This is a genomic window from Rugamonas rubra (genome assembly GCF_900114705.1).
GTDB lineage: Bacteria > Pseudomonadota > Gammaproteobacteria > Burkholderiales > Burkholderiaceae_D > Rugamonas > Rugamonas rubra.
In genome coordinates this window covers 1-21,459 of the sequence record NZ_FOTW01000042.1, presented here as the reverse complement: position 1 = coordinate 21,459, position 21,459 = coordinate 1, and the positions used below count along the sequence as shown (strand labels likewise).

Below are 21,459 nucleotides of genomic sequence, written 5' to 3'. Positions count from 1 at the left end.
GCCGCCATGAGCCAGACCGCCCCCACCAGCGCCGCCATCGACAGCGCCGCCGACCTGCAGCAGCGCCGCTGCCGCCCCGCCGAGGCCGCGCTGGACGGCGCCGAGGCGGCCCGCCTGCTGGCCCTGCTGCCCGGCTGGCGCCTCGAGGACGGCCGCCTGTGCGCCGACTACGACTTCAAGAACTACCACCACACCATGGCCTTCGTCAACGCGCTGGCCTACCTGAGCCACACCGAAGACCACCACCCGGAATTGACCGTGACGTATAAAAATTGCACCATCCGCTATGACACCCACTGCATCGCCAACCACGCCGGCGCCGGCCTGAGCGAGAACGACTTCATCTGCGCCGCCAAGGCCACCGCCTTGTTCCAGGCCGGGACGGGCGCCGCATGAGCGCGCTGACCGGCCTCATCATCGCCGCCCACGGCCGCCACTACCTGGCCGACGCCGACGGCGCCAAGCTGCAGTGCGTCACCCGTGGCAAGAAGACCAACGTCGCCGTCGGCGACCGCGTCAAGCTGACCCTGACCTCGCCCGACCAGGCCGTCATCGACGGCATCGACGAGCGCCAAACCCTGCTGTACCGCTCCGACCAGTACAAGTCCAAGCTGCTGGCGGCCAACCTGAGCCAGCTGTTCATCGTTGTCGCCACCGAGCCCGGCTTCGCCGACGACCTGGTGTCGCGCTCGCTGGTGGCGGCCGAGGCGGCCGGCATCACCGCCCGCCTGATCCTCAACAAGACCGACGTCACCGCCTCGCTGGGCAAGACGCGCGAACGGTTGGCGCCCTACGCCGCGCTGGGCTACCCGGTGCACGAGGTGTCGGCCAAGGGCGACCCGGCGCACGCCGTGGCCACCCTGGCGCCGCTGCTGGCGGGCCAGTCGTCGATCCTGATCGGCCAGTCCGGTATGGGCAAGTCCTCGCTGATCAACCTGCTGGTGCCGGACGCCGACATCGCCGTGCGCGAGATCTCCGCCGCCCTCGACACCGGCAAGCACACCACCACCTTCACCCGCCTCTACCAGCTGCCCGAGCTGGGTGCCGGCTCGTCGATCATCGACTCGCCCGGCTTCCAGGAGTTCGGCCTGTACCACCTGAGCGAGGGCATGCTCGAACGCGCCTTCGTCGACTTCGCGCCCTACCTGGGACAGTGCAAGTTCTACAACTGCCGCCACCTGATCGAACCGCAGTGCGCCGTGCTGTCCGCCGTCGCCGAGGGCAAGATCACCCGCATGCGCCACACCCTGTACGGCCAGCTGCTGCACGAGTCGGCGCAAACGCTGTACTAGCCCGGCCGCCGCCGGCTGGCGGCGCCGGCCCGGCCGTACTACAATGGACTGAAATGCCGCAAGGCAATTACCCGCGCCGCCCCGCCGGCGCGGCCGACCAGCTGTCCCAGGGGCTGACAATGGAGATGTTCGCGCTCGACGATGACGTAGCCGGATGGGAGGCGGCCCTGCCGCCCCTGCGCGGCCAGGCCCGCCTGGCCGCGCTGCTGCCGCTGGCCTGGCACCTGCGCCAGCGCGACAGCGTGCGCGCCGACCTCCTCGCCGGCGAGGCGCTGGCCCTGCTGGCCGAGGCCGACGCCAGCGCCGCCCCCGACACGACGCGCCGCCAGGCCCTGGCCGCCCGCCTGCACCTGGTGCGTGCCGAGGCGCTGTGGCTCGACGGCCAGCTGGACGCGGCCGACGCCCTGGCCGAGCAGGCCTGGGGCGCGCTGTGCGCCGCCGCCGAGCACGCCGGCTGCGCCGACGCCCACTGGCTGCGCGCCTGGATCGCCGTCGACCGAGGCGACCACCGGCGCCGCGACGCCGAGCTGGAGCAGGCCGCCGCCGCCGCCGTGCGCGCCGGCGACCGCCAGCGCGAGACCATCGCCGAGGCCGCGCTGGCACGCTGGGCCGTGCTGCACGACCGCCACCGCGCCGCGCAACGCTGGTCCGCCCGCTTCGCCGCCGACCGCAGCGGCCACGCCGACCATCCCGACAACGCCAACAACGCCAACAACAACGCCAATTCCAACAACGCCAACACCGGCGCCGCCGTCTGGATCAACGACTACCTGGGCCTGAGCGCCAGCCTGGCCAGCGACTTCGGCGCCGCCGCCGGCCACTACATCCGCTGCTACGAGGCGGCCCTGTGCAGCGGCCAGCTGCGCAGCGCGATGACGGCCGCCACCAACATCGGCGAGGACTTCATCATCCTCAACGACCTGCACTCGGCGCTCGAATGGATGCAGTGCGCGCTCGACCTGGCGCGCCCGACCGGCTGGCCGCGCAGCGTCGGCGCCTGCCTGATGCACACCGCCGACGCCATGCGCCGCCTGGGCCGGCTCGACGCCGCCGAGGAACTGCTGCAGGAGGCGCTGGCCATCCTGGCGCCGCTGGCCGGCGCGCGCAGCTACGCCATCGCCCTGCAGTACCTGGGCGAGCTGGCGCTCGACCGCGCCGACTACGCCCGCGCGCTCGACGCCTTCGTCCAGCTCGAGGGCCGCGCCGACGTGCTCGGCCACCCCGACTTCGGCACCGTGGCGCGGCGCGGCCAGGCCCACGCCCTGAGCTTCCTCGGCCGCGCCGACGAGGCGCAACAGGCCGCGCTGCAGGCGGTGCGCCTGGCCAGCGAGCAGTCCAACGCCGCCAACCACATCGCCGCGCTGCGCGTCATGGCGATCATCCACACCCGCCACGACCTGCCGCCGCCGGCCGGCATGAGCGCGCTCAACGCCACGCTGCACTACCTGCAGCAGGCGTTGGCGGTGGCCGCCACCATCGACGGCTACACCCTGCCCGGCGACCTGCTCGACGCCCTGGCGCGCGAGTACGCCCGGGCCGGCAGCTACGCCCAGGCCTACGAGGCGGCGCTGGCGGCCAGCGCGGCGCGCGACAAAACCCACAGCCAGGAGGCCACCAACCGCGCCATCGCCATGCAGGTGCACCACCAGACCGAGCACGCCCGCGCCGAGGGCCAGCACCACCGCGAACTGGCCGCCGCCGAGGCGCGCCGCGCCGAGCTGCTGCAGCAGACCGGCGCCACGCTCGAGCGCCTGTCGGCGATCGGCCAGGAGATCACCACCCACCTCGAGCGCGACGCCGTGTTCCAGACGCTGGACCGCCACGTCCACGCCCTGCTGCCGGCCACCACCTACGCCGTCTACCTGAGCGACCCGGCCGGCCTGGCGCTGCGCCGCGCCTACGCCGTCGAGGCCGGCCGCAGCCTGCCGGCCGAGGCGGTCGACGGCCAGGCGGCGCCGGGCGATCCGCACGCCGAGCCGCTGCGCTGCCTGCGCGAGCGGCGCGAGGTGGCGCTCGACGGCGCCGACGGCGGCCCCAGCGCGCTGTGCGTGCCGCTGCTGGCGGGCGAGCGCGCGCTCGGCGTGATGACGGTGCGGGCCGCCCAGCCGGGCGCCTACGGCGAGCGCGAGCGGCTGATCTTCCGCACCCTGTGCGCCTACGGCGCCATCGCCCTCGACAACGCCGAGGCCTACCGCCAGCTGCAGGACGCCCAGGCCCAGCTGGTGTCGCAGGAGAAGCTGGCCGCGCTCGGCTCGCTGATGGCCGGCGTCGCCCACGAGCTCAACACGCCGATCGGCAACAGCCTGCTGATCGCCTCGACCCTGCAGCAAAAAACCGACGAGCTGGAGACGGCGCTCAACGGCGCCGGCCTGCGCCGCTCCGAGCTGGCCGCCTACGTCGCCGACGCGCAGAAGGCGACCCGGCTGGTGATGCGCGGCCTGGGCAGCGCGGCCGACCTGGTCAACAGCTTCAAGCAGGTGGCGGTCGACCGCACCACCGAGCAGCGCCGCCTGTTCAACCTGCAGCAGGTGGTCCACGAGATCGTCGCGACGATGATGAACCGGGTGCGCGGCGCCGGCCACACCATCGAGTACCAGGTGGCCGAGGCGCTGGCGATGGACAGCTATCCCGGCCCCTTCGGCCAGGTGATCACCAACTTCATCAACAACGCCCTGCTGCACGCCTTCAGCCGCGAGCGGCCCGGCCGCATGTGGCTGAGCGCCAGCACGCCGCTCGAGGGCCGCGTCCAGGTCGCCTTCCGCGACGACGGCGGCGGCATCGCGCCCGAGCACTTGACGCGCATCTTCGACCCCTTCTTCACCACCAAGCTGGGCCAGGGCGGCAGCGGCCTGGGGCTGTCGATCAGCTACAACATCGTCACCTCGCTGCTGGGCGGCCAGATCCACGTCAGCAGCAGCGGCCACGGCACCACCTTCACGCTCGACCTGCCGCTGGTGGCGCCGCAGCACGACCCGGCCAAGCCGGCGGCGATCTACCACTGAGCCGGCGGCGGGCGCGCCGGCCCACTTGTATAGTCCAATCGAGCGCTTGAATTGTTATACGGGCCCAGCAACGGCGGCCCGCCGTGCCAAATAGCCACGGCGCCGCCGCCGCCGCACGGCGGGCGCGCCGGGCCGGCGGGGCCGGGTTCGCCGAATTGCGCAATTGCCCTTATAATTGATTCGCTAAGCCGGCTCCGCAGGCACACCGCCCCACGCCCACGCATCTATCCGTTGTCACTATGCCTATCCAAAAACCGATCAAGCACTACCTGCAGTTTTCCGATTTCACCTTGGCCGAGTACGAGTACGTGATCGAGCGCGCCTCGCTGATCAAGCGCAAGTTCAAAAACTACGAGATCCACCACCCGCTGATCGACCGCACCCTGGTGATGGTGTTCGAGAAGAACTCGACGCGCACCCGCCTGTCCTTCGAGGCCGGCATGCACCAGCTGGGCGGCGCCGCCATCTACCTGAACACCCGCGACTCGCAGCTGGGCCGCGGCGAACCGGTCGAGGACGCCGGCCAGGTGATGAGCCGCATGTGCGACATCATCATGGTGCGCACCTTCGGCCAGGACATCATCGAGCGTTTCGCCGCCAACTCGCGCGTGCCGGTGATCAACGGCCTGACCAACGAACACCACCCCTGCCAGGTGCTGGCCGACGTGTTCACCTTCCACGAGCACCGCGGCTCGATCGCCGGCAAGGTGGTGGCCTGGATCGGCGACGCCAACAACATGCTGTACTCCTGGCTGCAGGCGGCCGAGGTGTTCGGCTTCCACGTCAACGTGTCGACGCCGAAGGGCTACGACATGGACATGTCGCTGGTCTCGACCGAGCGCTACACCTTGTTCGCCAACCCGTCCGACGCCTGCGCCGGCGCCCACCTGGTCAACACCGACGTCTGGACCAGCATGGGCTACGAGGCCGAGAACGCGGCCCGCATCGCCGCCTTCGACGGCTGGATCGTCGACAGCGCCAAGATGGCGCGCGCCGCGCCCGACGCCCTGTTCATGCACTGCCTGCCGGCCCACCGTGGCGAGGAGGTCGCCGCCGAGGTGATCGACGGCCCGCAGTCGGTGGTGTGGGAGGAGGCGGAGAACCGCCTGCACGTGCAGAAGGCGCTGATCGAATACCTGCTGCTGGGCCGCCTCGACGCCGCGCACAACGCTGCCTAACAATTTGACTTTACCCTAAGAATGGAACGAGCATGAGCGACATCAAAAAAGTGGTCCTGGCCTACTCGGGCGGACTCGACACCTCCGTCATCCTGAAATGGCTGCAGGATAACTACCAATGTGAAATCGTCACCTTCACGGCCGACCTGGGCCAGGGCGAGGAGCTGGAACCGGCCCGCGCCAAGGCGATCAAGTTCGGCATCAAGCCGGAAAACATCTACATCGACGACGTGCGCGAGGAGTTCGTGCGCGACTTCGTCTTCCCGATGTTCCGCGCCAACACCGTCTACGAGGGCGAGTACCTGCTGGGCACCTCGATCGCCCGTCCGCTGATCGCCAAGCGCCTCATCGAGATCGCCAACGCCACCGGCGCCGACGCCATCTCGCACGGCGCCACCGGCAAGGGCAACGACCAGGTGCGCTTCGAGCTGGGCGCCTACGCGCTGAAACCGGGCGTGAAGATCATCGCGCCGTGGCGCGAGTGGGACCTGCTGTCGCGCGAGAAGCTGCTCAAGTACGCCGAGGACGCCGGCATCGACATCGACATGAAGCACAAGAACGGCGGCGCGCCCTACTCGATGGACGCCAACCTGCTGCACATCAGCTTCGAGGGCCGCCACCTGGAGAACCCGAGCCACGAGGCCGAGGAGACCATGTGGCGCTGGACCGTCAGCCCCGAGGCGGCGCCGGACGCCGCCGAGTACCTCGACATCGAATACGAGAAGGGCGACATCGTCGCGCTGAACGGCGTGCGCATGTCGCCGGCCACCGTGCTGGCCGAGCTCAACCGCCTGGGCGGCAAGCACGGCATCGGCCGCCTCGACCTGGTCGAGAACCGCTACGTCGGCATGAAGTCGCGCGGCTGCTACGAGACGCCGGGCGGCACCATCATGCTCAAGGCGCACCGCGCCATCGAATCGATCACGCTGGACCGCGAAGTGGCCCACCTGAAGGACGATTTGATGCCACGCTACGCCTCGATGATCTACAACGGCTACTGGTGGGCGCCGGAGCGCCTGGCGCTGCAGACGCTGATCGACAACACCCAGGCCACGGTCAACGGCTGGGTCCGCGTCAAGCTGTACAAGGGCAACGTCATCGTCGTCTCGCGCGACTCCAAGACCGACTCCCTGTTCGATATGAACATCGCCACCTTCGACGAGGACGGCGGCGCCTACAACCAGGCCGACGCCGGCGGCTTCATCAAGCTCAACGCGCTGCGCCTGCGCATCGCCGCCAACGCCCGCCTCAAGCGCGGCCAGTAAGCGGCCAGTAAGCGGCCAATACGCCGGGCGGCCGCGCCGCCCGGCACGCAACACCCCGAACGGGCCGCCTCGCGCGGCCCGTTGTTCGTAGTCGCGTCGGCGCCGAACTTGCTCGCGCGCCGGGCGACAAAATGATACATTGCAATCAACGTCCGCCCCACCGGGAGTGCAATGTGTTCACCGCCGTCCGCATCAAGCACAAGCTCTACATCGGTTTCGCCGCCATCCTGGCGCTCATCCTGCTCCTGCTGGCCCTGGCCTACAGCAACTTCCTGCGCCTGTCCGAAGCCAACGGCTGGGACCGCCACACGCTGGAGGTGCTGCGCGAGGCCGACAAGGTCAACGTGGTGGCGCTGGAGATCCAGGTCAACCAGCGCGGCTACCTGCTCAGCGGCGACGAGCGCCTGCGCGACAGCGCCGCCAACGAGGCGGCGCTGCGCCGGCACCTGGAGCGCCTGCGCGCGCTGACCGCCGACAATCCGCTGCAGCAGCAGCGCCTGGCCAAGCTGGCGCAATGGTACGAAGGCTGGATCGCCGAGGTGGTGCATCCGCTGATCGCGCGGCGCCAGAGTGCCGACCAGGGCGGCGCCGCGCTCGACCTGAACAAGATCGCGCCGCTGATCCAGAACGGCTTCCGCCAGGTCGGCGCCATCGAGGCCCTGCTCGGCGAGGTCCGCGCCGAAGAGGGCAAGCTGCTGGCCGAGCGGGCGCGCCAGTCGCTGCAGCTGCAACACAACATGCAGCTGACGCTGAGCGCCGGCGGCCTGCTGTGCGTGGCGCTGGCGCTGCTGGTGGCCTGGCTGCTGGCGCGCGCCATCCTGGCGCCGCTGGCGCGCCTGAGCCGGGTGCTCGGCGAGCTGGCCGGCGGCCGCCGCGAGGCCCGCGTCGAGGTGCGCGGCAACGACGAGTTCGACATCGTCGGGCGCGAGTTGAACCGCATGGCCCAGGCGATCGAGGACAACCTGGCGCGCGAGCAGGCCGCCGGCGAGGAACTGCGTGGCAAGGTCGACGCGCTGCTGGCCGTGGTGTCGAAGGCGGCGGCGGGCGACCTGAGCGGCCGCGTCGACGGCGCCGGCGACGACGCCATCGGCCGCCTCGGCGGCGGCGTGGCGGGCATGCTCGACAATCTGCGCGGCCTGATCGACAACGTGCAGAAGGCCGGCATCCAGGTCACCACCTCGGCCACCGAGATCGCCGCCTCGGCGCGCCAGCAGGAGGCCACCGGCATCGAGCAGGCGCAGACCAGCGTCGAGGTGCTCAGCACCACCCGCGAGATCGCCGCCAACACCAGCGCCCTGCTGGCCACCATGCAGGAGGCCAGCGCCGTGGCCGACTTCACCACCAGCGCCACCGCCGGCGCCCAGCAGCAGCTGGGCCGCATGGACGCCACCATGCAGCACATGGTGGCCGCCACCGACTCGATCAACGCCAAGCTGGCGGCGCTGTCGGACAAGGCCAGCAACATCAACGGCGTGCTCGCCACCATCACCAAGGTGGCCGACCAGACCAACATCCTCTCGCTCAACGCCGCCATCGAGGCCGAGAAGGCCGGCGAGGCCGGCCGCGGCTTCTCGGTGGTGGCCACCGAGATCCGCCGGCTGGCCGACCAGACCTCGGTGTCGACCTGGGACATCGAACAGATGCTCAAGGAGATGCAGTCGGCCGTCTCGGCCAGCGTGATGGGCATGGACAAGTTCTCCGAGGAGATCCGCCGCAGCGTCGGCGAGGTGCGCCAGGTGGGCGAGCAGCTGTCGGGCGTGATGGCGCAGGTGCAGAAGCTGGCGCCGCAGTTCGACGCCGTCCTGCAGGGCATGCAGTCGCAGGCGGTCGGCGCGGCGCAGATCTCCAGCACCATGACGCAATTGAACGACGCCACCCAGCAAAGCGTCGACTCGCTCAAGGCCACCAGCGAGGCGGTGCACCAGTTGCAGTACGCCGCCGGCGACCTGCAGGCCAGCGTGGCCAACTTCGCCGTCGCGGCCTGAGGCCGCGACGCAGCACCAACGCCGGGGAGGCAATATGCATCAAGCAAAGCGCAGCGGGCAAGCGGCGGCCATGCCGGGCGGTGGCGGGCGGGCCGGCCGGCGGCAAATCAGCATCAAGCAGAAGCTGTACCTGGCCTTCGCCAGCATCGTCGCCATCATCCTGCTGTTGCTGGCGCTGGCCTACAACAACTTCACCAACATGGCCCAGGCCAACGAGCTCGACAAGCACAGCATGCAGGTGCTGCTGGCGATCGACAAGCTCAACGCCGACATGCTGCAGGCCCAGGTGCAGGCGCGCAACTACTACCTGAACGGCGACCCGCAGGCCATGGCCGCCACCCGCCGCGAGCTCGCCGACCTGCCCGCCTCGATCGCCCGCCTGCAGGCCCGGGTGAGCGACAACCCGGCCCAGCTGGCCCGCCTGCGCCGCGTCGCCGGCCTGGTGCCGCAGTGGATCGCGCAGGTCGTCGAACCGCAGATGGCGCAACGCCAGGCGCTCGGCACGCAGGCCGGCGCGGCCGACGCCATCGGCCAGGCGCTGCAGCTGAAGCTGGGCAATCCGCTGGTGCGCTCCATCTACCAGGCGCTGGCCGAGGCGACGGCGGAGGAGAACCGCCTGCTCGCCCAGCGCTCGCTGGCGGCGCGCGACATGCAGCACAACATGCTGCTGGTGCTGTCGGCCGGCGGCGCCGTCTGCGTCGCGCTGGCCCTGCTGGTGGCCTGGGCGCTGACGCGCAGCCTGACCCTGCCGCTGGGCCGCCTGACCGAGGCGGTCGGCCAGCTCGCCGCCGGCCGCCGTGGCGCCCGCGCCGAGGTGCTGGCGGCCGACGAGCTGGGCCTGGTGGCGCAGGAGTTCAACCGCATGGCCCAGGCCATCGAGGACAACCTGGCGCGCGAGCAGGCCGCCGGCGAGCAGCTGCGCGGCCAGGTCGACCTGCTGTTGGTGGTGGTGTCGAAGGCGGCGACGGGCGACCTGAGCGGCCGGGTCGACGGCGCCGGCGACGACGCCATCGGCCGGCTCGGCGGCGGCGTGGCGAGCATGCTCGACAGCCTGCGCGGCCTGATCGACAACGTGCAGCGGGCCGGCATCCAAGTCACCACCTCGGCCACCGAGATCGCCGCCTCGGCGCGCCAGCAGGAGGCCACCGGCATCGAGCAGGCGCAGACCAGCGTCGAGGTGCTCAGCACCACCCGCGAGATCGCCGCCAACACCAGCGCCCTGCTGGCCACCATGCGGGAGGCCAGCGCCGTGGCCGACTTCACCACCAGCGCCACCGCCGGCGCCCAGCAGCAGCTGGGCCGCATGGACGCCACCATGCAGCACATGGTCGCCGCCACCGACTCGATCAACGCCAAGCTGGCGGCGCTGTCGGACAAGGCCAGCAACATCAACGGCGTGCTCACCACCATCACCAAGGTGGCCGACCAGACCAACATCCTCTCGCTCAACGCCGCCATCGAGGCCGAGAAGGCCGGCGAGGCCGGCCGCGGCTTCTCGGTGGTGGCCACCGAGATCCGCCGGCTGGCCGACCAGACCTCGGTGTCGACCTGGGACATCGAACAGATGCTCAAGGAGATGCAATCGGCCGTCTCGGCCAGCGTGATGGGCATGGACAAGTTCTCCGAGGAGATCCGCCGCAGCGTCGGCGAGGTGCGCCAGGTGGGCGAGCAGTTGTCGGGCGTGATGGCGCAGGTGCAGAAGCTGGCGCCGCAGTTCGACGCCGTCTTGCAGGGCATGCAGTCGCAGGCGGTCGGCGCGGCGCAGATCTCCAGCACCATGACGCAATTGAACGACGCCACCCAACAAAGCGTCGACTCGCTCAAGGCCACCAGCGAGGCGGTGCACCAGCTGCAATACGCCGCCGCCGACCTGCAGGCCAGCGTGGCCAACTTCGCCGTCGCGGCATGACGGCGGGCGCCATGAGGGCCGGGCGATGAAACATCTGTTGTTCCACATCGGCGCCGACCGCTACGGCCTGCCGCTGCGCCAGGTGGTGCGCGTGCTGCCGCTGCTCGAGCTCAAGCGCCTGCCGCTGGCGCCGGCCCACGTCGCCGGCCTGCTCGACTTCCACGGCCGGCCGGTGCCGGTGGTCGACCTGTGCCTGCTGAGCGGGCTGGCGGCCACCCGCGACCAGTTCGACAGCCGCATCGTGCTGGTCGACTATGTCGCGCCGGACGGCGCCGTCCACCTGCTCGGCCTGCTGGCCGAGCGCGTGCTGGGGGTGCGCGAACTGGCCGCCGCCTCGCTGGCCGACAGCGGCGTGGCCGCCGCGCCCTTCCTCGGCCAGGTGGCCAGCGCGGCCGGCGGCATGGTGCAGCTGGTCGAGCTGGCGCGGCTGCTGCCGGCCGAGCTGCGCGCCATCCTGTTCGCCCCGGCGGAGCACGCGGCATGAGCCCGCTGGCGCTGCTGCGCCGGGCCTGCGGCCTGAACCTGTCCGAGGCGCAGGCCGAGCGCGCCGTCGCCGCGCGCATGGCGCACACCGGCGCCGCCGACCGCGCCGCCTACCTGGCCGCCGTCACGCCGGCCGAGATCGCCGCCCTGGTCGAGCTGGTGGTGGTGCCCGAGTCGTGGTTGTTCCGCGATCCGCAGGCCTTCGCCGCCGCCGCCGACTTCGTCTTGCGCCGCCTGGCCGGGCCGGCCGGCGCGGCGCGGCCGCTGCGCATCCTGTCGGTGCCCTGCGCCGGCGGCGAGGAGCCCTACTCGATCGCCATGGCGCTGTGCGACGCCGGCGTGGCGCCGGCCGCCTACGCCATCGACGCGGTCGACATCAGCGCCGCCAACCTGGCCCGCGCGCGCGCCGGCGTGTACGGCCGCAACGCCTTCCGGGGCGACGAACTGGGCTTCCGCCAGCGCCACTTCAGCGCCGCCGGCGCGCAGCAATACCGCGTCGCCGAGGGCATCGCCCGCCAGGTGCGCTTCGAACAGGGCAACCTGCTCGAACTGGGCGCCGGACTGGCGCCCGGCCACTACGACCTGATCTTCTGCCGCAACCTGCTGATCTACTTCGCCCCGGCCACCAGCGCCGCCGCCATCGCCCGCCTCGACGCCCTGCTGGCCGACGACGGCCAGCTGTTCGCCGGCTACGCCGAGGTGCCCACGTTCTGCCAGCACGGCTTTGTCTCGCTGGCCTATCCGCTGGCCTTCGGCCTGCGCAAGCGCGGCGCCGCCGCGCCCGCCGTGGCGGCGCCGCTGCCGGTGCCGGCCGGCGCGCCGCGCCGCACGCTGTCGTATCCGGCTGCGGCGTCCGGCGCGCTGGCGGCCGTGCCGGCGGCTGCGGCTCCAGCGCCGGCGCAGCTCGGGGCGGCCGGCGCCGCGCCGCCTGCCACGGCGGCCGCCACGGCGCCGGCGGCGACGGCGCAGGCCGAGCTGCTGCCGCAGGCGCGCCGGCTGGCCGACCTGGGCCAGTTCCAACAGGCCGGCGCCGCCTGCCTGGCCTGGCTGGAGCAGCACCCCGACTCGGCCGAGGCCTACTTCATCCTCGGCCTGCTGATGGAGCGCGCCGAGCAACCGCAGCAGGCGCGCGAACACTGGCGCCGCTGCATCTACCTGCAGCCCGACCACTACCAGGCCCTGTGCCACCTGGCCCTGCTGGCCGAACAACAATCCGACCGCGCCACCGCCATCGCGCTGAAGGCCCGCGCCGCGCGCATCTACAAGCGTCAGCAGGCCAACTGAGAGGCGCGCCATGAACACCACCGCCACCATCGCCATCACCACCGCCGCGCCCGCCGGCGGCGCCATCGACGACTGCTGGAAGCGCATCGGCGTGGCCGGCGACCAGAGCTGTCCCAAGCTGCCCGCGCACATCCACTGCCGCAACTGCGAGGTCTACGCCGACGCCGCCCAGCGCAACCTGCAGCGCCCGGTCGGCGCCGACTACCAGCGCGAATGGGCCGCGCACTTCCGCCAGCCGCTGCGCGACGACGCCGCGCTCGACGCCTCGCGCCTGGTGTTCCGCCTCGGCCGCGAATGGCTGGCGCTGCCGACCGCGCAGTTCGTCGCCGTGGCGCCGCACACCCGGCCGCACCGCCTGCCCCACCGCGACGGCCGCGAGCTGCTCGGCGTGGTCAACGTCGGCGGCACGCTGCACCCCTGCCTGTCGCTGGCCGCCCTGCTCGGCATCGACGAGAGCGAGCCGCTGGCCGACGCCGAACAGGGCCGCCACATCTTCCCGCGCCTGCTGCTGCTGCGCTGGAACGAGCGGACCTTCGCCGTGCCGGCGGCCGACCTGCACGGCATCGTGCGCCACGCCGGCGCGGCGCTGCAGGCACCGGCCGCCACCATCAACAAGGGCCTGGCGCGCTATCTGGCCGGCGTGCTGTCGCACGGCGGCATGCACATCGGCTGCCTCGACGCCGAGCTGGTCGGCCAACATCTGGCGCGGGTGCTGCGATGAGCCAGGACCAGCCGGGCGATCTGAGCCAGTTTTCCATGCAGGACCTGTTCCGCATGGAGGCCGACGCCCAGTGCCAGGTGCTGACCGAGGGCCTGCTGACGCTCGAGCGCAGCCGCGACGGCAGCGCCGCCGCGATCGAGCCGATGATGCGCGCCGCCCACTCGATCAAGGGCGCCGCCGCCATCGTCGGCCTGGACCTGGTGGTGCAACTGGCGCACGGCATGGAGGACGCCTTCCTGGCGGCCCAGCACGGCAAGCTGGCGCTGACGCCGAACCGGGTCGACGTGCTGCTGTCCGGCGTCGACCTGATCCTGCGCGTGGCGCGGCTCGACGAGGCCGCCGCCCCGGCCGGCCTGGCCGCCGCCGCCGGGCAGATCCGCCAGACCATGGCGGCCATCGCCAACATCGCCTTCCTGCCCGAGCCGCTGGCGCCGCCACCGCCACCCGCGTTGGCGCCGGCGCCGGTCGGCGCCGCCGCCGTCGACGCGGCGGCGCCGACCGCCCCGGCATCTTCGCCGCCGCCTTCGCCGCAGTCCACGCCGCAGCCCGCCGCCGAGGAAGCGGGCGCGCCGGCGCGCCCGCCGGCGCCGTCCAAGGTGGCGCACAATTTCGACCGCCTGCTGTCGCTGGCCAGCGAGTCGCGCATCAACGCCCACCAGTTGCATCCGCTGATCCAGGAGCTACAACGCTTCAAGCGCAACCAGGGCAGCCTGTTCGCCCAGCTCGAGCAGCTGCACGAGGCCATCGCCAACGGCGCCGACGCCGCGCTCAAGGAGAAGTCGCTGCTGGCGCTGCAGAAAAGCCATCCGCTCAAGCAGGCCATGCTCGAGCATATCGCCGCCTTCGAGTCCTACGAACGGCGCGTGCTGGCCGTCGCCGGCGGCCTGGTCGACGAGGTGCTGACGCTGCGCATGCGCCCCTTCCGCGACGGCGTGCAGGCCTTCCCGCGCATGGTGCGCGACCTGGCGCGCGGCATGGGCAAGGAGGTCAGTCTGCGCGTCGTCGGCGAGGACACCCTGGTCGACCGCGACATCCTGGCGCGTATCGAGAGTCCGCTCAACCACATCCTGCGCAACGCCGTCGACCACGGCATGGGCACGCCGGCCGAGCGCGCCGCCGCCGGCAAGCCGCCGCACGGCAGCATCGTGCTCGAGGCGCGCCACCGCGCCGGCATGCTCAGCATCGAGATCAGCGACGACGGCGCCGGCGTCGACCTCGAACGCATCCGCCAGGCCGTGGTCGAGCGCGGCATGGCCGGCGAGGCCATGGCCGCCGCCCTCAGCGCCGCCGAGCTGCTCGAGTTCCTGTTCCTGCCCGCCTTCAGCCTGAAGCGGTCGGCCAACGAGATCTCCGGCCGAGGCGTCGGCCTCGACATCGTCCACGAGACCATCCGCCAGCAGAACGGCACGGTGCGCCTCGAGTCCGAGCTGGGCCACGGCTTCCGCACCGCCATCACCCTGCCGCTGACCCAGTCGGTGGTGCGCGCGCTGGTGGTCGACATCAAGGGCGAGGCCTACGCCATTCCCATCGTCAAGGTCGAGCGCGTGCTCAAGGTGGCGCAGGACGCCGTCCACACGCTGGAGAACAAGCAGTTCTTCACGCTGCGGGACGAACACCTCGGCCTGGTCTCGGCCGCCCAGCTGCTCGACCTGGGCGAGATGGCGGCCGGCGCCGGCGAACTGCCGGTGGTGCTGATCGGCGCCGCCGGCCGCCGCTACGCGCTGGTGGTCGACGCCATCCGTGGCGAGCAAAGCCTGGCCGTGCAGGCGCTCGACCCGGTGTTCGGCAAGCTGCGCGACATCTCCGCCGCCGCCCTGCTCGACAACGGCGAGCCGGTGCTGATCCTCGACGTGCCCGACCTGCTGCTGTCGATCGACAAGCTGCTGCACCAGGGCGGCCTGCACCGCCTGGCCCGCGCCGACCAGGCGGCGCGCCGCAAGACCAAGCGCATCCTGGTGGTCGACGACTCGCTCACCGTGCGCGAGATGGAGCGCAAGCTGCTGCTGGGACGCGGCTTCGAGGTCGACGTCGCCATCGACGGCATCGACGGCTGGAACGCGGTGCGCGGCGGCGGCTACGACCTGGTCGTCACCGACGTCGACATGCCGCGCCTGGACGGCATCGAGCTGGTCGCCCTGATCAAGAAGGACCTGCACCTGCACCTGCTGCCGGTGATGATCGTCTCCTACAAGGACCGCCCCGAGGACCGCGCCCGCGGCCTGGCCGCCGGCGCCGACTACTACCTGACCAAGGGCAGCTTCCACGACGAGACCCTGCTCGACGCCGTGCTCGACCTGATCGGCGAGGCGCGCCTATGAGGATCGCCATCGCCAACGACGTCGCCATGGCCGCCGAGGCGCTGCGCCGCGTCGTCGCCAGCACCGCCGAGCACCAGCTGCTGTGGATCGCCCGCAGCGGCCTGGAGGCGGTGCGCCTGTGCGCCGAGCAGCGCCCCGACCTGATCCTGATGGACCTCAACATGCCCGGCCTGGACGGCGTCGAGGCGACCCGCCAGATCATGCGCCACAGCCCCTGCGCCATCCTGGTGGTGACCGGCCGGCCGCAGGACAACGTCGACCAGGTGTTCCGCGCGCTCGGCGCCGGCGCACTCGACGTCACCGCCACGCCGGTGCTGCAGGGCCAGGCCGGCGGCGCCGCCGAGCTGCTGGCCAAGATCCGCACCATGGACCGGCTGATCCGCCACAGCGGCGGCAGCCAGGCGCTCGGCCCGCGCAATGGCAACGGCAACGGCCGCCATGCCGGCCCGGCGGCGGCCGTCAACGCGCTGGTGGCGATCGGCGCCTCCACCGGCGGGCCGATGGCGGTGGCGCGCCTGCTCGCCGCCTGGACCCCGCCGCCCGGCTGCGCCGTGGTGGTGGTACAACACATCGACGAAAACTTCGCCGAGCACTTCGCCAAGTGGCTCGCCGAGCAGCTGCCCATGCCGGTGCGCGCCGCCGCCCAGGGCGAGGAACTGCTGGCCGGCGGCGTGCTGATCGCCAAAAGCAACGACCACTTAGTGCTAGATCAAAAGCTGCGCTTGGGGTACGATGCAGCTCCCAGGGACTACGCCTACCGCCCCTCGGTCGATGTGTTTTTCCACTGCGTGGCACGGCACTGGCGCGGCGAGGCGGTCGGGGTGTTGCTCACCGGCATGGGCCGCGACGGCGCCGACGGCCTGCTCGCGCTGCGCCGCGCCGGCCACACCACCATCGCCCAGGACCAGGACAGCAGCGCCGTCTACGGCATGCCGCGCGCCGCCGCCGAGCTCGACGCGGCGCAGTTGATTTTGCCCCTGGATAAGATCGGACCGACGCTGCGCGGCACCCTGGGCGCGGCGCCGGCCAAGTAGGCTGGACGCCGCGCCGATCGCGCCGATTTTCCGAATATTAACCCAGCCCCACGGGCCGGGCGCCACCGCGTCGCCGACGCGACCGCCCGTCCTCCCCTTCGAACCATCCTAAGGAAATCGCAGCATGAGTGCACAATTTGAACAAGTCAGCGTGGTCAAGAAGTCCAACATCTACTTCGACGGCAAATGCGTCTCGCACAGCATCGTGCTGGCCGACGGCAGCAAGAAGACCCTCGGCGTGATCTTCCCCTCGACGCTGACCTTCAACACCGGCGCGCCGGAAACCATGGAAGTGGTCGGCGGCGTGTGCAAGGTCAAGCTGGCCGGCGCCAGCGACTGGACCACCTACACGGCGGGCCAGCAGTTCCAGATCGGCGCCAACAGCCACTTCGACATCGAGACCGTCGAAACCCTCGACTACGTCTGCCACTTCGGCTGACAGCGGAATGACGCGGCGGCCGCCCGGCCGCCGCGCCCCTGGGCCGCGCGCCGGCTCAGACGAACACCGGCTCCGGCTCCAGCCGCACGCCATAGCGCGCCGCCACATCGTCCTCGATGGCATGCGCCAAGGCCATCACCTCGGCGCCGCTGGCGCCGCCGTTGTTGACCAACACCAGCGCCTGGCGCGGATACACGCCGGCCGCGCCCATGCTGCGCCCTTTCCAACCGCACTGGTCGATCAACCAGCCGGCCGCCAGCTTCTCGCTGCCGTCGGCCTGGCGGTGGTGCACCAGCGCCGGGAACGCCGCCAGCAGCTCGGCGCAGCGCGCCGCCGACACCACGGGATTTTTGAAGAAGCTGCCGGCGTTGCCGATCACGGCGGGGTCGGGCAGCTTGCGGCGGCGGATGGCGATCACCGCCTCGGCCACCTGGCGCGCGCCCGGCGCCGCCAGCCCTTGCGCGGCCAGCTCCTGGGCCAGCTCGGCGTAGCCCAGGTTGGCCTGCCAGCGGCGCGGCAGCGCGAAGGTGACGTCGACGATGATCAGCTGGCTGCCGGGCCGCTTGAACACGCTGTCGCGGTAGCCGAACTGGCAGGCGGCGGCGTCCATGCTGAACGTGGTGTCGCTGGCGGGGTCGAACACGGTCAGGCTGTGCAGCAAATCCTTGGTCTCGGCCCCGTAGGCGCCGATGTTCTGGATCGGCGCGGCGCCCACCGTGCCGGGGATCAGCGACAGGTTCTCCAGGCCGCCCCAGCCCTGCGCCAGGGTCCACTGCACGAACTCGTGCCAGTTCTCGCCGGCGCCGGCGCGCACGTAGTGGAACTCGGCGTCGCTGTCGACCAGCTCGCGGCCGGCGATCGCCATGTGCAGCACCAGGCCGGCGAAGTCGCCGCCCAGCACGATGTTGCTGCCGCCGCCCAGCAGCAGGCGCGGCATGGCGGCCAACGCGGCGTCGGCCAGCGCGGCGCGCAACTGCGCGACCGAGGCCAGCCGCACATACGCCTGGGCGCGGGCGGCGATGCCGAAAGTGTTGAGCGATTGCAGGGGGAAGTTGTGCTGGAGTGGGAACTGTGGATGCATGGGAAAGCCGATCAATTTTGTCGATTATAGAGCGAAACAGGCAAAAAACCAGCGCCAATATGGCGGCGCGCGGCCGGTTGTCCGTTAAAATGTCATCCTTTGCCGCGGCGGCGTGCGCGCGCGCCGCCCGCTCCACCTTTAAGGAAATCACCATGCCGTCGTTTGATGTAGTCTCCGAAGCCGATATGATCGAAGTGAAAAACGCTGTCGAGCAATCCAACAAAGAAATCTCCACCCGCTTCGACTTCAAGGGCAGCGACGCCCGCGTCGAGCAGAAGGAGAACGAACTGACGGCCTACGCCGATTCCGAGTTCCAGCTGCAACAGGTGCGCGACGTGCTGACCAACAAGCTGACCAAGCGCAAGGTCGACGTCCGCTTCCTCGACGACGGCGACATCAAGAAGATCGGCGGCGACAAGATCAAGCAGGTCATCAAGATCAAGAACGGCATCGAGTCCGACGACGCCAAGAAGATCGTGCGTGTCATCAAGGACAGCAAGATGAAGGTGCAGGCCAGCATCCAGGGCGAGGCGGTGCGCGTCACCGGCGCCAAGCGCGACGACCTGCAGGCCGCCATGGCCATGCTGCGCAAGGACGTGCCGGACATGCCGCTCGAGTTCAACAACTTCCGCGACTGATCCCGCCCGGAGCGGGCCGTCCCGGCGGCCCCTTCCGCGCCAGTCCGGCGGCCGCGCGCAGCGCCGCCGGCGCCGCGCGCCGTCACAGAACGGTAGCCTGCATGGGGTAAAATGCTGCTTGAGCCCCCTGTCGGGCCCTGCTGCGCGAGCGCAACAGACCTGGGCGTTCCGCCCAGCGACAAACCACGGTAGTCTAAGGATAGCAATGAAACGTGTTGATGATTTCCGCCTGCGATTTGGCAAAAACGAGTACGTGCCCATCATGGTTGGCGGAATGGGTGTGGATATCTCGACCTCGGAACTGGCGCTGGAGGCGGCCCGCCTGGGCGGCATCGGCCACATCTCGGACGCCATGGTCGAGGACGTCTCCGACCGCCGCTTCGATACCAGCTTCGTCAAGGACAAGACCAAGCTCTACAAATTCAACATCAACAACTCCGACAAGGCCGTGGTGCAGTTCGACCTGGGCCGTCTGGCCGAGGCGCAGCGCCTGCACGTCGGCGCCACCATGGACGCCAAGAAGGGCCCCGGCCTGATCTTCGTCAACTGCATGGAAAAGCTGACCATGAACGGCCCGCGCGAGACCCTGCGCGTGCGCCTCAACGCCGCCCTCGACGCCGGCGTCGACGGCATCACCCTGTCGGCCGGCCTGCACTTCGGCTCCTTCGCGCTGATCGCCGACCACCCGCGCTTCCGCGACGCCAAGCTCGGCATCATCGTCTCGTCGGTGCGCGCGCTGCAGATCTTCCTGCGCAAGAACGCCAAGCTCAACCGCCTGCCCGACTTCATCATCGTCGAAGGCCCGCTGGCCGGCGGCCATCTCGGCTTCGGCATGGACTGGGCCGACTACGACCTGCACACCATCACCGCCGAGATCCTCGCCTACCTGAAGGCCGAGCAGCTGGACATCCCGCTGATCGCCGCCGGCGGCATCTTCACCGGCAGCGACGCGGTCGGCTTCCTCGAGGCCGGCGCCGCCGGCGTGCAGGTGGCGACCCGTTTCACCATCGCCAACGAGTGCGGCCTGCCGGCCAAGGTCAAGCAGGAATACGTCAAGGCCACCGAGGACGACATCATCGTCAACGGCATCTCGCCGACCGGCTACCCGATGCGCATGCTCAAGAGCACGCCGGCGATCGGCGCCGGCATCCGCCCGGGCTGCGAGTCCTATGGCTACCTGCTCGACGCCACCGGCAACTGCGCCTACATCAACTCCTACAACCGCGAAGTGGCGGCCCATCCGAACGAGAAGAACATCGTGGTGATGGACAAGACCTGCCTGTGCACGCACATGCGCAACTTCAACTGCTGGACCTGCGGCCACTACACCTACCGCCTGAAGGACACCACGCACAAGAAGCCGGACGGCGACTACCAGCTGCTCAGCGCCGAACACATCTTCAAGGACTACCAGTTCAGCGTCAACAACGAAATCGCCCTGCCCGAAAAAGAGTTTTAATTCTCCGGCAGCATAGAAAAACGGCACGGTCTGCGCAGACCGTGCCGTTTTTTTATTGCCGCGCCGCCGTCGCTCGGCGCGGCGACGCGCCGTCTCAGCCCTCCGAGTTGATCCGTTGGACCAGCGCACCCAGCACGTCCTCGGCCAGCTCGTTGTCGACCTGGCAGGTGCCGGCGTTCTCGTGGCCGCCACCGCCGTATTCCAGCATCAGCGCGCCGATGTTGGTCTTCGACGTGCGGTTGAGGATCGACTTGCCGGTGGCAAACACCGTGTTCTGGTTCTTCAAGCCCCACAGCACGTGGATCGAGATGTTAGTTTGCGGGAACAGCGCGTAGATGATGAAGCGGTTGCCGGCGAAGATCACCTCCTCCTTGCGCAGGTCCAGCACCACCAGGTTCTTGTGCACGGTGGCGCAGCGGCGGATCTGCTCCTTGCACTTCTCGCTGTGCTCGAAGTACAGCTCCTTGCGCTCCTTCACGTCCGGCAGGGCCATGATCTCTTCTATGCTGTGGTTCTTGCAATAGTCGATCAAGTCCATCATCAGGTTGTAGTTGGAGATACGGAACTCGCGGAAGCGGCCCAGGCCGGTGCGCGCGTCCATCAGGAAGTTCAGCAGATCCCAGTTCTGCGGATCGAGCACCTCCTGCTCATTGAAGCGCGCCGCGTCGCCCTTGTCGACCGCCGCCATCATCTCGTCCCACGACGCCGGGAAGGCCTTCAGACCGCCGTAGTAGTCGTACACCACGCGCGCCGCCGAGGGTGCTTCGGGATGGATGACGTGGTTGCTGCGCTCCCCCTTGTTGCGGATCGTCTCCGACAAGTGGTGGTCGAAAGCCAGATGCACGCCGGCCACGAAAGGCAGGTTGGTCGTGATGTCGCCGTCGTTGATGGCGATCTTGCCGTCCTGCATATCCTTCGGATGGACAAACAGGATCTCGTCGATCATGTCCAGATGCTTCAGGAGTACCGCACAGACCAGGCCATCGAAATCGCTGCGCGTGACCAGACGATATTTTTTTGCTTCAGCTGACATGAAACCACCCTTTAGAAGTTAGAACATTCCACCAGCACCGGCAAAAAGGTGCGATGGATAATGATACAACCCAATCCCATGCCTGCACAGCAATTGTGCTAGGCCGTTGCAATGCGTCACATCACGCGTCGGCGATGGACGTAAAAAAACCCCACCTGCCGGGACGCGTTCGCGTTCGGGCAGGTGGGGTTTTTTACACTACTATATAACTAGCCTGACGATAACCTACTTTCACACTGGTTGCAGCACTATCATCGGCGCAGAGTTGTTTCACGGTCCTGTTCGGGATGGGAAGGGGTGGTACCAACTTGCTATGGTCATCAGGCATTGACTTGTAC

The 21,459-nt window shown here is 69.9% G+C and carries 17 protein-coding genes and 1 rRNA gene; 15 read left to right on the top strand and 3 right to left on the bottom strand.

The genetic code is table 11. The annotated features are described in order from the left end of the window. Positions 1-6: 6 nt before the first annotated feature. From BM252_RS28420 to ppnP, 13 genes are all read left to right on the top strand, one after another. The gene (locus BM252_RS28420; RefSeq protein ID WP_093391094.1) at positions 7-396 is read left to right on the top strand and encodes a 4a-hydroxytetrahydrobiopterin dehydratase; all 390 of its coding nucleotides are present in this window, start codon (positions 7-9) and stop codon (positions 394-396) included. Next, positions 393-1,292, top strand: a complete 900-nt coding sequence (gene rsgA, locus BM252_RS28415) for a ribosome small subunit-dependent GTPase A (protein ID WP_093391092.1) — start codon at positions 393-395, stop codon at positions 1,290-1,292. Before BM252_RS28420 ends, rsgA begins: the two co-directional genes overlap by 4 nt. A gap of 53 nt (positions 1,293-1,345) precedes the next feature. Further along, positions 1,346-4,294 (top strand): ATP-binding protein, encoded by a 2,949-nt coding sequence (locus BM252_RS28410; protein WP_245774489.1) that lies wholly within the window; start codon positions 1,346-1,348, stop codon positions 4,292-4,294. A 239-nt stretch (positions 4,295-4,533) separates the two neighbouring features. After that, positions 4,534-5,472 carry an ornithine carbamoyltransferase gene (gene argF, locus BM252_RS28405; RefSeq protein WP_093391090.1) on the top strand — a complete coding sequence of 313 codons (939 nt, stop codon included), beginning with the start codon at positions 4,534-4,536 and terminating at the stop codon, positions 5,470-5,472. A gap of 32 nt (positions 5,473-5,504) precedes the next feature. Continuing rightward, complete coding sequence (locus BM252_RS28400; RefSeq protein WP_093391088.1) at positions 5,505-6,737, top strand: argininosuccinate synthase; 1,233 nt, start codon at positions 5,505-5,507, stop codon at positions 6,735-6,737. Between the two features lie 173 nt (positions 6,738-6,910). After that, positions 6,911-8,722 (top strand): methyl-accepting chemotaxis protein, encoded by a 1,812-nt coding sequence (locus BM252_RS28395; protein ID WP_093391087.1) that lies wholly within the window; start codon positions 6,911-6,913, stop codon positions 8,720-8,722. A gap of 70 nt (positions 8,723-8,792) precedes the next feature. Then, positions 8,793-10,631 carry a methyl-accepting chemotaxis protein gene (locus tag BM252_RS28390; RefSeq protein ID WP_093391085.1) on the top strand — a complete coding sequence of 613 codons (1,839 nt, stop codon included), beginning with the start codon at positions 8,793-8,795 and terminating at the stop codon, positions 10,629-10,631. A gap of 25 nt (positions 10,632-10,656) precedes the next feature. After that, on the top strand, positions 10,657-11,115 hold the full coding sequence (locus BM252_RS28385; RefSeq protein WP_093391084.1) for a chemotaxis protein CheW: 459 nt from the start codon (positions 10,657-10,659) through the stop codon (positions 11,113-11,115). Next, complete coding sequence (locus tag BM252_RS28380; RefSeq protein ID WP_093391082.1) at positions 11,112-12,398, top strand: CheR family methyltransferase; 1,287 nt, start codon at positions 11,112-11,114, stop codon at positions 12,396-12,398. The genes BM252_RS28385 and BM252_RS28380 overlap by 4 nt, the downstream gene beginning before the upstream one ends. 10 nt (positions 12,399-12,408) lie before the next feature. Beyond that, the gene (locus BM252_RS28375) at positions 12,409-13,119 is read left to right on the top strand and encodes a chemotaxis protein CheW (protein ID WP_093391081.1); all 711 of its coding nucleotides are present in this window, start codon (positions 12,409-12,411) and stop codon (positions 13,117-13,119) included. After that, complete coding sequence (locus BM252_RS28370; protein ID WP_093391079.1) at positions 13,116-15,437, top strand: hybrid sensor histidine kinase/response regulator; 2,322 nt, start codon at positions 13,116-13,118, stop codon at positions 15,435-15,437. The genes BM252_RS28375 and BM252_RS28370 overlap by 4 nt, the downstream gene beginning before the upstream one ends. Further along, positions 15,434-16,471: a chemotaxis-specific protein-glutamate methyltransferase CheB gene (cheB, locus tag BM252_RS28365; RefSeq protein ID WP_093391077.1), complete on the top strand. Its 1,038-nt coding sequence runs from the start codon at positions 15,434-15,436 to the stop codon at positions 16,469-16,471. Before BM252_RS28370 ends, cheB begins: the two co-directional genes overlap by 4 nt. Positions 16,472-16,595: 124 nt before the next feature. After that, the gene (gene ppnP, locus BM252_RS28360) at positions 16,596-16,910 is read left to right on the top strand and encodes a pyrimidine/purine nucleoside phosphorylase (RefSeq protein ID WP_093391076.1); all 315 of its coding nucleotides are present in this window, start codon (positions 16,596-16,598) and stop codon (positions 16,908-16,910) included. A 55-nt stretch (positions 16,911-16,965) separates the two neighbouring features. Here ppnP and murB read toward each other — a convergent pair whose 3' ends face one another. Continuing rightward, positions 16,966-17,991 carry a UDP-N-acetylmuramate dehydrogenase gene (gene murB, locus BM252_RS28355; protein ID WP_093391105.1) on the bottom strand — a complete coding sequence of 342 codons (1,026 nt, stop codon included), beginning with the start codon at positions 17,989-17,991 and terminating at the stop codon, positions 16,966-16,968. A 152-nt stretch (positions 17,992-18,143) separates the two neighbouring features. Here murB and BM252_RS28350 point away from each other — a divergent pair, with 152 nt between their 5' ends. After that, the gene (locus BM252_RS28350; RefSeq protein WP_093391074.1) at positions 18,144-18,629 is read left to right on the top strand and encodes a YajQ family cyclic di-GMP-binding protein; all 486 of its coding nucleotides are present in this window, start codon (positions 18,144-18,146) and stop codon (positions 18,627-18,629) included. Between the two features lie 205 nt (positions 18,630-18,834). After that, positions 18,835-20,088 (top strand): nitronate monooxygenase, encoded by a 1,254-nt coding sequence (locus tag BM252_RS28345; RefSeq protein ID WP_093391073.1) that lies wholly within the window; start codon positions 18,835-18,837, stop codon positions 20,086-20,088. Positions 20,089-20,182: 94 nt separating this feature from the next. Here BM252_RS28345 and BM252_RS28340 read toward each other — a convergent pair whose 3' ends face one another. Further along, positions 20,183-21,121 (bottom strand): exopolyphosphatase, encoded by a 939-nt coding sequence (locus BM252_RS28340; RefSeq protein WP_093391071.1) that lies wholly within the window; start codon positions 21,119-21,121, stop codon positions 20,183-20,185. Positions 21,122-21,333: 212 nt separating this feature from the next. Continuing rightward, positions 21,334-21,446 (bottom strand): 5S ribosomal RNA (gene rrf / locus BM252_RS28335). Between the last annotated feature and the right edge of the window lie 13 nt (positions 21,447-21,459).

What these genes read in the sequence shown, in the direction of transcription:
- BM252_RS28420 (WP_093391094.1), top strand. Translation starts at nt 7, where the DNA reads ATGAGCCAGACCGCCCCCACCAGCGCCGCCATCGACAGCGCCGCCGAC.
- rsgA (WP_093391092.1), top strand. Translation starts at nt 393, where the DNA reads ATGAGCGCGCTGACCGGCCTCATCATCGCCGCCCACGGCCGCCACTAC.
- BM252_RS28410 (WP_245774489.1), top strand. Translation starts at nt 1,346, where the DNA reads ATGCCGCAAGGCAATTACCCGCGCCGCCCCGCCGGCGCGGCCGACCAG.
- argF (WP_093391090.1), top strand. Translation starts at nt 4,534, where the DNA reads ATGCCTATCCAAAAACCGATCAAGCACTACCTGCAGTTTTCCGATTTC.
- BM252_RS28400 (WP_093391088.1), top strand. Translation starts at nt 5,505, where the DNA reads ATGAGCGACATCAAAAAAGTGGTCCTGGCCTACTCGGGCGGACTCGAC.
- BM252_RS28390 (WP_093391085.1), top strand. Translation starts at nt 8,793, where the DNA reads ATGCCGGGCGGTGGCGGGCGGGCCGGCCGGCGGCAAATCAGCATCAAG.
- BM252_RS28385 (WP_093391084.1), top strand. Translation starts at nt 10,657, where the DNA reads ATGAAACATCTGTTGTTCCACATCGGCGCCGACCGCTACGGCCTGCCG.
- BM252_RS28380 (WP_093391082.1), top strand. Translation starts at nt 11,112, where the DNA reads ATGAGCCCGCTGGCGCTGCTGCGCCGGGCCTGCGGCCTGAACCTGTCC.
- BM252_RS28375 (WP_093391081.1), top strand. Translation starts at nt 12,409, where the DNA reads ATGAACACCACCGCCACCATCGCCATCACCACCGCCGCGCCCGCCGGC.
- BM252_RS28370 (WP_093391079.1), top strand. Translation starts at nt 13,116, where the DNA reads ATGAGCCAGGACCAGCCGGGCGATCTGAGCCAGTTTTCCATGCAGGAC.
- cheB (WP_093391077.1), top strand. Translation starts at nt 15,434, where the DNA reads ATGAGGATCGCCATCGCCAACGACGTCGCCATGGCCGCCGAGGCGCTG.
- ppnP (WP_093391076.1), top strand. Translation starts at nt 16,596, where the DNA reads ATGAGTGCACAATTTGAACAAGTCAGCGTGGTCAAGAAGTCCAACATC.
- murB (WP_093391105.1), bottom strand. Translation starts at nt 17,991, where the DNA reads ATGCATCCACAGTTCCCACTCCAGCACAACTTCCCCCTGCAATCGCTC.
- BM252_RS28350 (WP_093391074.1), top strand. Translation starts at nt 18,144, where the DNA reads ATGCCGTCGTTTGATGTAGTCTCCGAAGCCGATATGATCGAAGTGAAA.
- BM252_RS28345 (WP_093391073.1), top strand. Translation starts at nt 18,835, where the DNA reads ATGAAACGTGTTGATGATTTCCGCCTGCGATTTGGCAAAAACGAGTAC.
- BM252_RS28340 (WP_093391071.1), bottom strand. Translation starts at nt 21,121, where the DNA reads ATGTCAGCTGAAGCAAAAAAATATCGTCTGGTCACGCGCAGCGATTTC.